This window comes from Roseovarius sp. A46 (assembly GCF_004126395.1).
GTDB classification, from domain to species: domain Bacteria; phylum Pseudomonadota; class Alphaproteobacteria; order Rhodobacterales; family Rhodobacteraceae; genus Roseovarius; species Roseovarius nitratireducens.
This window is the reverse complement of the sequence record NZ_PVWS01000023.1, coordinates 42,315-53,847: the sequence shown is the minus strand read 5'-3', so window position 1 is coordinate 53,847 and position 11,533 is coordinate 42,315. Positions and strand designations below refer to the sequence as shown.

Genomic DNA, 11,533 nt, shown 5'->3' with positions numbered 1-11,533 from the left:
CGATGATCCATTCGAGGCTCAGCCCCTCGCGCTCGATATGGGCGATGATCGTGTCGGCATGCTCATGGGTGATGCGGCCCGCCGCATAGTCGATATCCATCACCGAATCGACGATCGCGCAGGCGTTGGACACGGGATCCTTGACGATATAGCTGATCGTGTTCGTGGCCGCGTCAAAGAACGCCTCGATCTGCGGTTTGACATCCATGTTCACGGGATAGTTTGCCATGATGGCGCCCCTTCTCATTTGTCCAGAACTCAGCGCTGGCAGGTGCGGATGTCAAAAATTCGGTACAGCGGACAGAATCGCACCCCCGCCGTCCCAAGCATCACGACACCAACCGCCACCGCGATCCATTTCGGCGCACCCACGGCCAGTGCAGGCACGAACCCGCCGAACGCCATCGCCAGAAGCGCAAGACCGATGAGGGCGCGCAACACCCTGTCAACAGTTCCGATATTCGCAGTCATCAAGTCTCTCCGATTTGATTGAAATCACTAACCGAGTATATCTTTTGGTATTTCTTGTCCGTGACTTGGTCACATAAGCATTCTGTAATATGAATATGTTTGGCAAGTATCCTTCTCGCCGCAGCCACCGTTGCGGGCCTCGCAACCGGCGCGCAGGCCGCCGAGAAAACCTCGTCACCGTTGTCACTTCGCCCGAACCGCAGACACAGCTCATGTCGATGGTGTTGACCATGCAGGCGGTCCAGCACGGCGCCCGCACGCGCATCCTGCTCTGCGGCCCGGCGGTGACATCGCGCTCAGGGATGCGCCCGCCACCGCACCGCAGCCGCCGCGCGACATGAGTCCGCAGGGCCTGATGCAAAAGATCATGGAGGCCGGAGCTACCGTCGAGGTCTGCGCGATCTACCTGCCGGGCGCGGGCGCGGGCCCCGAGGCGCTGACCGGCCTTTATCGCACGGCCCTTGATGGCGGCAAAGCCTGTGCCTTTGCGTATTCTTTTCGACCAGCAAGGAAAGCCTGCCTGCAGGTGTTATCACACAGATCAGCCGGTTTCGCGCCATGATGGTCAACTGGCTGGCCGGGGTCTTTGAACTGGGCAGTGCCGATGGGTCGATCAAGGCCGTGCTTGGTACTGACGCGGAGGCGGCTGCCACGCTGCCGCTTCTTGAAGGCGCCCGGCTCGCGGCGCGCGCGGAAGAATATCCCGCCCCTTACGACGCCGCCGTTCAGCTGCTTTTGCACCGTTGCGCTTGATCGAACGCACCAGTAGTGGTCGGTGCCGTCTCTCCCGTGCTTTGACGTGACATATCCGGGAGCGCCCGGGGTGTGCCGTGCGACCAACACCCATTTGCTCCGTGTTGCGATCCGGGGAGCCATATCTAATCGAGTTGCGCTCCATCACGGAACCCTCTATGCCGCGCCGCAGCGAACCTGGACCCGGGAAGAATCCCGGGTGGCTTTTCCGGCCGCCGATCCGCCGGACAACGACAAACAACCGTGCCCTTGCACTCCGGCTTTGCCCCTCATGCCTTGCCGGTATCGGATACCATGACATGATTTCACTCGACGCCTATCGCAGCCAGTGGCTGGGACACATTCGCGGCGATCTTCTGGCCGGTCTGGTCGTGGCGCTGGCGCTTATTCCCGAGGCTATTGCCTTTTCGATTATCGCCGGCGTCGATCCCAAGGTCGGGCTTTACGCCAGCTTCTCGATCGCCGTGATCGTCGCGATCACCGGCGGCAGGCCCGGCATGATTTCAGCCGCGACCGCGGCGACCGCCGTTCTGATGATCACGCTCGTGAAAGACCACGGCTTGCAATACCTCCTGGCGGCAACGATCCTGGCGGGCCTGCTGCAGATCGCAGCCGGGGTTTTCAGGCTGGGTTTCATCATGCGGTACGTGTCCAAGTCCGTCATGACGGGGTTCGTGAACGCCCTCGCCATCCTGATCTTCATGGCGCAGCTGCCCGAACTGGACCCGCGCGACGTGACCTGGCTGACCTATGTGCTGGTCGCAGCCGGTCTCGCGATCCTCTACCTGTTTCCACTTCTGACGACGGCGATCCCGTCGCCGCTGGTCACCATCGTCGTCCTCACCGTCCTGGCGTTCGCGCTCGGGCTCGACGTGCGCACGGTGGGCGACATGGGTGAGTTGCCCGACACGCTGCCGATCTTTCTCATCCCCCAGATCCCGCTCGCCTTCGAGACGCTGATGATCATCCTGCCCTACTCGGTGGCGGTGGCCGTCGTGGGCCTGCTCGAAAGCCTGATGACACAGAACATCGTCGATGACCTGACCGACACGAAATCGAACCGCAGCCAGGAGATGGTCGGCCAGGGCATTGCCAATACCGCGACCGGCTTTATCGGCGGCATGGCGGGCTGCGCCATGATCGGACAGTCGATCATCAACGTCAAATCCGGCGGGCGCGGGCGGCTGTCGACCTTCACGGCGGGCGTCTGCCTGCTGTTCATGGTGGTCGTTCTGGGCGATCTGGTCAGCATCATTCCCATGGCCGCGCTGGTGGCGATCATGATCATGGTCTCGATCGGGACGTTCTCCTGGTCGTCGATCAAGGCGCTGCGCACCCATCCGCGGTCGTCCTCTGTCGTGATGATCGCCACGGTCGTGACCGTGGTCTACACGCATAACCTCGCCATCGGCGTTCTGGTGGGCGTGCTGCTGTCCGGAATTTTCTTTGCAGGCAAGATCGCGCAACTGTTCCGCGTCCACTCCGGGATCAGCGATGACGGGCGTGTGCGCACCTACCACGTCGAGGGTCAGCTATTTTACGGATCGGTCGAGGATTTCATGGATGCCTTCGATTTCAAGGAAGCCCCAGAACACGTCGTGATCGACGTGAGCCGCGCACATATCTGGGACATCAGCTCTGTTCAGGCGCTTGACCTGGCGATACTCAAGTTCCGTCGTGACGGGGCCGAGGTCGAGGTCGTCGGCATGAATGACGCGACCGAAACCCTCGTCGACCGGCTGGCCATTCACGACAAGCCCGGCGCGATGAACACGTTGATGGATCATTGAGGGAGGGGACAATCATGACCAACAAGATCATCGCATTGGTGGACGGGTCGATATATTCGGAAAGCGTCTGTCATCACGCGGCCTGGATCGCGAAGAGAACCGACGCGCCGGTGGAATTGATTCACGTTCTCGGGCGCCGTGGCGGCCCCGAGAAGCAGGATCTCTCGGGCTCGATCCGTCTCGGGGCGCGAACGAAACTGATGGAAGAGCTGGCCGAACTGGACGCGCAGCGGGCCAAATTGATCAGCCACCGCGGCCGCGCCGTCCTAGAGGATGCGCGCGCGATTGTCGATCAGGACGGCGTTACAGAGATCACCACGCGCCTGCGCCACGGTGACATCGTCGAGACGATCACCGAGATCGAAGAGAATGCCCGGGTCATCCTGATCGGCAAACGCGGCGAAGCGGCGGATTTTGCCAAGGGGCATCTGGGCTCGAACCTCGAACGCATCGTGCGCGCAGCCCATCGGCCGGTTTTTGTGGCATCGCGCGCGTTCCAACCCATCCAGTCGGTGCTTGTCGCCTATGACGGCGGCAGCTCGTCGATGAAGGCGGTGGATCACATCGCGCGCAGCCCGCTTTTCGCCGATCTCAAAGTCACCGTCGTCACGGTGGGCAGCGAAACCCTCGAGATCAACAAGGGGCTGGAAGATGCCAAAGCATTGCTCAAGGCGGCGGGCATCGAGGCGGACACGCGTGTCGTCGAGGGGCAACCGGAAACCGAGCTTGGCACGCTTGTCGAGGAAGAAGGCTTCGGCATGGTCGTGATGGGTGCCTATGGCCACAGCCGCATCCGCAGCCTGGTGATCGGCTCCACCACGACCGAGATGGTGCGTAGCTGCAAGGTTCCCGTCGTCCTCATGCGGTGATTTCCATGACGGTGCCGTCTTCTGACCCCTCGGCTTTCACGGCCCACACCGATGGATGATTCCGGCCTTCTCAGTCCTGCCAGTGATCAAGCCTCGGCCCCGGTGGAGGCTATTCAGAGATAAACCGGCTTTTCATCTCGACCTCCTGCTGGCGCATCAGGGACCACGCGGTTTCCATGTGGTCGGACATGATGGCACGCGCCTGATCGGCGTCGCCCTCGCGAAGCGCCACGACAAGCCGTTGCTGGTGGTCGCGCCCCTGTTTCCAAAGCTCGATATTGGGCGGCGAATAGAGGCGCCGATAGACCGTGAGGTCCGTCAGCAGGTTGACCATGAAGTCGATGATGAACCCAAGCAACGGGTTCTTCGCCTGTTCCGCGAGGATGGCGTGAAACCGAAGCGAGGCGACATGCTGTTCGCGTTCCTCGTCGAGCGTCGTGGCCGGCTCGGAATATTCGGCAATGTTCTCTTCGAGAAGCTGCAGAACCTCCTCGGGCAATTGGCCCGCGAGCGTTGCGGCCAGTTCCGGCTCCAGCGTCAGACGAATCTGGTAGAGATTGTCAATGGTCAATCCCTTGAAATAGAAATAGTTTCCGAGAAGCGCCTTGGCGCGTTGGCGGCTGACCTCGTGGACAAAACTGCCGCCCCCGGGGCCGGTGCGCGTCTTGATCAGACCCTGCGCCTCGAGAATGCGCATCGCTTCACGGATCGTGCCCTTGGCCATGCCGAACCGCTCGATCAGCTCTGCCTCGCCGGGCAAGCGGTCATCGGCCTGCAATCCCTGCTCAACCACCCAATCCTTGATCGCCTCGGCAACCTGGACCGGTCTGCTGAGCTTCGGTTCAGTCTTCGATCGGGTGGTGGCAGGCGGCAAGTTGGTCCTCTCCCATTTCTCTTAGCTCCGGCACTTGCGTGCGGCACAGGTCGGTCGCGCGCGGGCACCGCCCGGCAAATGCACAGCCCGGGGGCGGGTTTAGCGGATCGGGCAGTTCAGACCCCTTCTGTTCGGGCGCGGTCAGCGGCCGGCCCACGACCGGTGCACTGTCCGCCAGCAGTTTTGTATAGGGATGCCGGGGGTTTGCAAAGATGCTCTCGGCCTTGCCGATTTCGACCACTGCACCAAAGTAAAGCACGACAATCCGGTCGCTGACCGCCTCGACCACCGCCAGGTCGTGGGTGATGAACAGATAGGTCAGGCCGAATTTTTCCTTCAGATCAGCCAGCAGGTTCAGCACCTGCGCCTGCACCGAGACATCCAGCGCCGAAACCGGCTCGTCCAGGATCATGATCCGCGGGTTGGCCGCCAGCGCCCGGGCGATGCCGATCCGCTGCGCCTGCCCGCCCGAAAATTCATGCGGATAGCGGTCGAGGAATTCCTCGCGCAGGTTGACCGAGGCAAAAATCTCCAAAATCCGGGCATCGCGCTCGGGCCGGGGCATGCGGTGCAGCCGTTTCAGCGGCGCCTCCATCACCTGCCGGATGGTCTTGCGCGGGTTGAGAGAGCTGTTGGGGTCCTGGAACACGTACTGGATCAGCTTGCCAAACGCCGCCGGGTCGGCGGTGTCAAGCGCGCGCCCTTCGATCTCGATATGCCCTTCGGTCGGCTCCAGCAGCCCCACCAGCATCCGCGCCAGCGTGGATTTTCCGCAACCGGATTCACCCACGACACCCAGCGTCTCGCCGGTCTCGACATCAAAGCTCACCGGCCTGACGGCACGCACCCCGGGCGCGGCAGCACCGAAAAGCGGCTTCTTCAGCGGAAAGGTCTTGGCGAGGTTCTCGATCCTGAGCGCGGGCATCTAGACGGCCTCCTCGGGATAGAGGCAGCGCACGGCACGCGGGTGCGTACCCGCCAGCGGAATGTCACCGGCCCGGCAGCTTTCCCGCGCCTTGTCGCAACGCGGCGCAAAGGCACATCCCGGCGGTAGATCGTCCACCGCCGGTGGCAGGCCGGGGATAGCGGCCAGTGCGCGCCGCCCGCCCCCCAGTTCCGGCACGCAGGCAATCAGCCGCCGGGTATAGGGATGGGCGGGGGCATCCAGCACGGCCCGGGTCGGCCCCTCTTCGACGATCCGGCCAGCATACATCACCGCCACCCGGTCACAGAGCTGCGCCACCACGCCGAAATCATGGGTGATGAAGATGATCGCCAGCCCGCGCTCGCGTCGCAGATCATCGAGCAGCGACAATATCTGCGCCTGGACGGTCACATCCAGTGCCGTTGTCGGCTCGTCGGCGATGATCACGTCCGGCTCATTGGCCAACGCCATGGCGATACCGACCCGTTGCCGCATCCCGCCAGACATCTCGTGCGGATAGTCATCGACGCGGCTTTCGGCATTGGGAATCCGCACGTCCTTGAGCAGTTGAACGGCCCGCGCACGCCCCTCGGCCTTGCCGAGCTTGTGATGTGACCGGATCGCCTCGGCCAGTTGCTCGCCTACGCGATAGAGCGGATGCAGCGTCGAGAGCGGATCCTGAAAGATATACGCCACCCTGTCACCGCGCTTCCGGCGCAGGCTTTCATAAGGGGCACCGATCAGGTCCTCGCCCTGGAACCGCACCGCCCCGCCGGTGATCACGCCGGGGGGCGAGGCGACGAGGCCCATGACACTGAGCGCTGTGACGGATTTGCCCGAGCCGGATTCGCCAATCACGCCGAGGCATTCGCCGGGCTTCACGGCCAGCGACACGCCCCCCACGGCGCGGTAGATGCGTTTGCCGACATGGAACTGGGTCTCCAGGTTCTGGATGGCAAGCAGGTCGTCGGTGGCAGCGGGGATATCGCCGGCGCGTTCGACCAGCGTGGTGGCGCGCGGCCGGCTGAGCGCGCCGGACCGCAGCCGCGGGTCAAGCGCATCACGCACCCCGTCGCCCAGCAGGTTGATCGACATCACGATCAGAAAGATCATGATCCCCGGCACGATCGAGGTGTGCGGGTGCGAAATGAGCGCCGAGCGCGCCTCGCCCAGCATCGAGCCGAGATCGGCCTGCGGCGGCTGGCTGCCGAGCCCGAGGAAGCTGAGCCCGGCGGTTTCGAGGATCATCCAGCCCACCGTGGTGGACATCGCGATGATGATCACCGGAGCCACATTGGGCAGCAACTCGGTCAGGATGATACGGGTATGGCCCATCCCCGCCAGCCGCGCCGCGTCGATAAACTCGCGGCCCGCGAGACCCACGGTGATGCCGCGGATATTCCGGGCAAAGAACGGCACGTTCACCGCCGCCACGGCGATGAGCGCGTTCATCAGCCCGGGGCCGAGGGCGGCGACGATGGCCAGCGCCAGCAGGATGTAGGGGAACGCCATCAGCATATCGACGCCGCGCATGATGATGTTGTCGGTGCGCCCGCCGAAATAGCCGGCAACAATCCCGATGGCTGAGCCGATCGTCGCGGCAATCAGCGCCGCGACGACACCGACGGCCAGCGACAGTCTCGTGCCGTGCAGCAGGCGGCTGGCCAGGTCGCGACCGAGGTGATCGGTGCCCAACAGGTAGCCCTCGGTAAAGGGCCGCTTGAAACGATCGGCGGTGGCGGTGGCGTCGGGGTTTTGCAGCGGCAGGAGCGGCGTGATCAGCACCAGGATCAGGATAGCGGTCAGCACCACCGCACCCATCGCCGCCAGCCGGTTGCGAAAGAGAAGTTTCAGGAACGCGGTCATGTCTTGATCCTTGGATCAAGCAGGCCTTGCGCCACATCAACGGCGATATTGAACATCACGTAGCAGGCCGCAACGAAAACGACGCCCCCCTGCACCAGCAACAGGTCGCGCGTCAGGATCGCGTCAACCAGCATCCGGCCCACGCCCGGCCATTGAAAGACAATCTCGATATAGACTGCCCCCGACAGAACGAACCCGGCCTGAATCCCGAGCACTGGAATGATCGAAACCATCGCCGCGCGCAGGGCATGGCCCATGATCACGCGGCGCTCGTGCACGCCCTTGGCGCGCGCTGTGCGGATGAAATCCTGCCTCAGCACTTCGAGCATGGCCGACCGCGACAGCCGCGCGATGACCCCTGTGGCCACGGCTGCCAGCGCCAGCGACGGCATGATCAGGTGGCGGATCAGGTCGGGCAGATCACCGCCACCATAGATAGCGAACATTCCGCTGACCGGAAGCCACCGCAGGTTCACCGCGAAGAGCAGGATCATCATCATGCCCAGAAAGAAGGATGGCACGGAAATGCCGATGAGCACCACGAAGGTGATCGCCTTGTCGGCAAAGCCATACTGGCGGGCAGCGGAAACCACCCCGGCAAGAATGCCGAGCACCGAGCATAGGACAAACGCCGTGCCCGCCAGGATCAGGGTGGCGTTGAACCGTTCCAGCACCTCGTCGATAACCGGGCGGTTCAATGAATAGGACCGCCCGAAATCTCCGGTCAACATGTTGGAAAGCCAGATGAAATATCGATGCACCAGCGGCTTGTCGAGACCCAGGTCGCGATTGATCTTCGCCACGTTCTCTGGCGTGGCGTAGGATCCCAGGATCGCCGTCGCCGGATCGCCGGGAATGAGCGACATGATCAGGAAAACGATGATGGTGATCCCCAAAAGCACGGGGATGGCCGAGATCAGCCGTTTGAGGATATAGCCGCCCATGATCGCCCCTCCGCGCGCCGTGCCGTTTTCTTCACAAGAAAACGCGCCGAGATCCATTCAGGATTCCGGCTGCGCCCCGGGCACGCGTGGCGCCCGGGACCGAAGGTATCAGTTTTTCACCACGTCTTGCAGATACAACAGGAACGAAGGCTCCAGACCGAAGTTTTCCACCCGGTCGCTGGTCACCGCGTTCTGTTTCCAGTTGGCGACAAAGACCCACGGCGCGTCTTCCTGCACGATGGCCTGCATCTCGCGGTAGAGCCGCGCGCGCTCGTCCTGATCGGTGGCCGTGCGGGCGGCGTCCAGCAACTCGTCCACCTTCTCATTGGCGTAGTAGCCCGAGTTGAACCCGCCCTTGTCGGGCCACGCCTCGGACCGCAGCGCCAGGTAAGGCAGCGTGTCAGGATCGTTGGTCATCCACGCCATCTCGGCCATGTCGGCCTTGCCTTCCAGCCCCGGGTTCACCTCGCCCAGAAACGTGTTCCACTCGTAGGTCTCGATCGTCACGTCGAAACCGACGGCCTCCAGATCGGCCTGGATCGCGGTGCCCATCGGCACCGGGTCGAGCATGCCCGAGCCGCCCTCGGTCACGTAGAACGTTAGCTCCGCGCCCTCTGCCCCGGCCTCGGCGATCAGCGCCTTGGCTTTTTCCGGGTCATGCGGGTACGGGTCCAGCGCGTCGTTATAGGCCCAGGCAAAGGCGGGCGGCGTGGGGCCTGCGGCCACGGTAGCGGTGCCCTCCAGCACGTCATTCACGATCGCCTCCTTGTCGATCGCGTAATTGGCGGCCTGGCGCACCTTCTTGTCGGCAAACGGGCCTTCCTTGGCGTTCAGGATCAGAAACCAGACATGCGGTCCGGCCTGCTCTGAAACCTTGAAACCGTCGCCCTCGAACTGACCCAGCGATGTCGGCGGCACCTCGACCATCAGGTCGATACCGCCGGCCAGCATCTCGGCCACGCGGGTGTTGGCATCGGTGATCGGGCGAAAGACAACCGCCTCGGTCCCGGCGGCGTCGCCCCAGTAGTCATCGTTTCGCTCGACGACCACGGCTTCGTTCGAGCGCCATTCGACAAACCGGAACGGGCCGGTGCCCACTGGGTTGCGGCCAAACTCTTCTTCATGCGCCTCGACAGCGGCGGGCGAGACGATCAGACCGGTCGGATAAGCCAGGTTCGACAGGAACGGGGCATATGGCTCGCTGAGGGTGAATTTCACCGTCATGTCATCGACCACCTCGGTCGATTCCACCGATCCAAAGAAGAACGACAGCGGAAACGGGCCGGTATCGTGATAGGGATGGGTCTCATCCAGCATCCGGTCAAAGTTGAACTTCACCGCATCGGCATTGAACGGGGTGCCATCGTGAAAGGTTACGCCCTCGCGCAAGGAAAAGGTATATTCCGTGCCGTCCTCGCTGATCGACCAGTCCGTGGCGAGCGACGGCTCGACCTCGAGCGTCCCGGACTTGTAACGGGTCAAACCCTCGTAAACATTTACCAGTATCCGGAAATCATTCACCGCGGTCACGGCTGCGGGATCGAGCGATTTCGGTTCAGCGATCTGGCCGACGATCAACACGCCGGGCGGGGTTTGGGCGGTTGCAGAGGACGTGATGGCGCCGATGGCCAGCACCGCTCCCGTGGCGGCCGCCATCAGCCCCCGGCGGGTCCAGGTCATGAATGTCATCGTTGATCTCCCTGTTGGCATGATCCGGCTAATTTATCATGATAAATTGCTTCGGTCAATTTTTCATGATAAATTCCGAATTCTGTTGATAATGGACCGACATGACCTTTTCGATTCTCGCCCGCGACCCAGAAACCGGCTCCATCGGCGGCGCCGCCGCAACGGGTTCTCTGTGTGTCGGCGGCTGGGTCCTGCGCGGCGATCTGGCGGCCGGGATGTCGGCCAGCCAGGGCGCCGCCCCATCGACCTTGTGGGGCGAAGACGTGCTGCACATGATGCGCAACGGCGCCGGAGCGGAACAGGCCGTGGACCGGGTCACGAGCGATGACAAAGGCCGCGATTACCGCCAGCTGGCGGCGCTGGACCTGTCCGGGCAGACCGGCGCCTTTACCGGCGCCTCGAACGAACCGGAAAAGGGCAGCCTGGGCTTCGCGGACGGGATCGTTTCCGGCAACATGCTGGCCAGCACAGGTGTTCTTGACGCGATGGCGGATCGCTTCCTGCACACCCGAGGCGGGTTCGATCATCGCCTGTTGTCGGCGCTTCACGCGGCCGCACAGGAAGGTGGCGATTACCGCGGCCTTCTATCCGCCGCGCTACTGGTGCTGCATCCTGGCAAACCGCCTTTGACCTTGCGGATCGACTATCACCCGGACGACCCGATAGGCGCGCTCCGGGACCTGCATGTCAGGGCAACGACGGGATCCTATGCGAAATGGACAGACCAGGTCCCGACCGCCAGAGACAGGCAGCGCACCCTCGACTGACCGGGGCGCGCGGGCCGCGTTGCGGCATAACTGAGGGGAAATCCGCGCCGGTCAAAGGCAGAAGGAATCGGCGCACGGATACCAGCCGTCAAAGCTCCACCAACCGCTCCTCGATCGGTGAGGATTGCACGACAGAAGAGTTCGTCGCGCCGAAGGGGACGATCCTGTCGATAACCGCCTCCATTTCCGCGACATCGCGCACATGCGCCCGCGCGACGAAACAATCGTCGCCCGACACCCGGTCACAGGCGACGATCTGCGGTGTCTCGCGGATCGCCTCGATCATGTTGTGCATCTCTCCTGGCAGCGGCCGCGCCCGGATCAGGATCGTCAGACCATAGCCGAGGCGTGCCGGGTCGATACGCGCACCGTATCCGGTGATGATCCCGACATCCTCAAGCCGCCGCACCCGGTCCGCCACACTCGGTGCCGACAGGCCGACGCGCCGCGAAAGCTCGGCCCGCGGGATGCGCGCATCGGCGGCCAACTCGCGAAGAATCGCTGCGTCGATGGCATCAAACCCAGCTTCTTTCAAACGAAGGCATTCACGCGAATTTACCTCCTTATTATTCGCATATTCCGTGT

At 63.1% G+C, this 11,533-nt stretch carries 12 protein-coding genes, 1 pseudogene and 1 other annotated feature; of the genes and pseudogenes, 5 read left to right on the top strand and 8 right to left on the bottom strand.

Annotation, left to right across the window (positions count from 1 at the left end; all coding sequences use genetic code 11):
• Window positions 1–229: pseudogene (locus C6W92_RS12665) on the bottom strand (MBL fold metallo-hydrolase); the annotation flags it as partial.
• A 29-nt stretch (window positions 230–258) separates the two neighbouring features.
• Window positions 259–471: a DUF2892 domain-containing protein gene (locus C6W92_RS12660; protein WP_129433789.1), complete on the bottom strand. Its 213-nt coding sequence runs from the start codon at window positions 469–471 to the stop codon at window positions 259–261.
• A gap of 355 nt (window positions 472–826) precedes the next feature.
• On the opposite strand from C6W92_RS12660, the gene C6W92_RS18190 reads away from it, so the two are divergent.
• The 4 genes from C6W92_RS18190 (at window position 827) to C6W92_RS12640 (ending at window position 3,883) form a co-directional block, all read left to right on the top strand.
• Window positions 827–1,033, top strand: a complete 207-nt coding sequence (locus C6W92_RS18190) for a hypothetical protein (protein WP_347232799.1) — start codon at window positions 827–829, stop codon at window positions 1,031–1,033.
• Window positions 1,030–1,224: a hypothetical protein gene (locus C6W92_RS12650; protein ID WP_129433787.1), complete on the top strand. Its 195-nt coding sequence runs from the start codon at window positions 1,030–1,032 to the stop codon at window positions 1,222–1,224. The genes C6W92_RS18190 and C6W92_RS12650 overlap by 4 nt, the downstream gene beginning before the upstream one ends.
• Before the next feature lie 176 nt (window positions 1,225–1,400).
• Window positions 1,401–1,457 (top strand) — a sequence feature (sul1 is cis-regulatory element that is thought to sense ions involved in sulfur or methionine metabolism; They are found in Alphaproteobacteria).
• Between the two features lie 66 nt (window positions 1,458–1,523).
• A complete protein-coding gene (locus C6W92_RS12645) occupies window positions 1,524–3,014 on the top strand; it encodes a SulP family inorganic anion transporter (RefSeq protein WP_129433785.1) in 1,491 nt (496 codons plus the stop codon).
• A 14-nt stretch (window positions 3,015–3,028) separates the two neighbouring features.
• Window positions 3,029–3,883, top strand: coding sequence for a universal stress protein (locus C6W92_RS12640; protein ID WP_129433783.1), 855 nt, complete (start codon window positions 3,029–3,031; stop codon window positions 3,881–3,883).
• 109 nt (window positions 3,884–3,992) lie between these two features.
• Here the strand turns inward: C6W92_RS12640 and C6W92_RS12635 are convergent, their stop codons facing one another.
• The 5 genes from C6W92_RS12635 to C6W92_RS12615 all read right to left on the bottom strand — a co-directional run bounded on the left by C6W92_RS12635 (window position 3,993) and on the right by C6W92_RS12615 (window position 10,181).
• Window positions 3,993–4,757 (bottom strand): FCD domain-containing protein, encoded by a 765-nt coding sequence (locus C6W92_RS12635; protein ID WP_129433781.1) that lies wholly within the window; start codon window positions 4,755–4,757, stop codon window positions 3,993–3,995.
• Window positions 4,726–5,682 (bottom strand): oligopeptide/dipeptide ABC transporter ATP-binding protein, encoded by a 957-nt coding sequence (locus C6W92_RS12630; RefSeq protein WP_129433779.1) that lies wholly within the window; start codon window positions 5,680–5,682, stop codon window positions 4,726–4,728. The genes C6W92_RS12635 and C6W92_RS12630 overlap by 32 nt, the downstream gene beginning before the upstream one ends.
• Window positions 5,683–7,548, bottom strand: a complete 1,866-nt coding sequence (locus tag C6W92_RS12625; protein WP_129433777.1) for a dipeptide/oligopeptide/nickel ABC transporter permease/ATP-binding protein — start codon at window positions 7,546–7,548, stop codon at window positions 5,683–5,685.
• A complete protein-coding gene (locus C6W92_RS12620; protein WP_129433775.1) occupies window positions 7,545–8,492 on the bottom strand; it encodes an ABC transporter permease in 948 nt (315 codons plus the stop codon). The genes C6W92_RS12625 and C6W92_RS12620 overlap by 4 nt, the downstream gene beginning before the upstream one ends.
• 108 nt (window positions 8,493–8,600) lie before the next feature.
• A complete protein-coding gene (locus tag C6W92_RS12615; RefSeq protein WP_129433773.1) occupies window positions 8,601–10,181 on the bottom strand; it encodes an ABC transporter substrate-binding protein in 1,581 nt (526 codons plus the stop codon).
• 101 nt (window positions 10,182–10,282) lie between these two features.
• On the opposite strand from C6W92_RS12615, the gene C6W92_RS12610 reads away from it, so the two are divergent.
• The gene (locus C6W92_RS12610; RefSeq protein WP_129433771.1) at window positions 10,283–10,948 is read left to right on the top strand and encodes a DUF1028 domain-containing protein; all 666 of its coding nucleotides are present in this window, start codon (window positions 10,283–10,285) and stop codon (window positions 10,946–10,948) included.
• A gap of 88 nt (window positions 10,949–11,036) precedes the next feature.
• Here the strand turns inward: C6W92_RS12610 and C6W92_RS12605 are convergent, their stop codons facing one another.
• Window positions 11,037–11,483, bottom strand: coding sequence for an Lrp/AsnC family transcriptional regulator (locus C6W92_RS12605; protein WP_241691156.1), 447 nt, complete (start codon window positions 11,481–11,483; stop codon window positions 11,037–11,039).
• Between the last annotated feature and the right edge of the window lie 50 nt (window positions 11,484–11,533).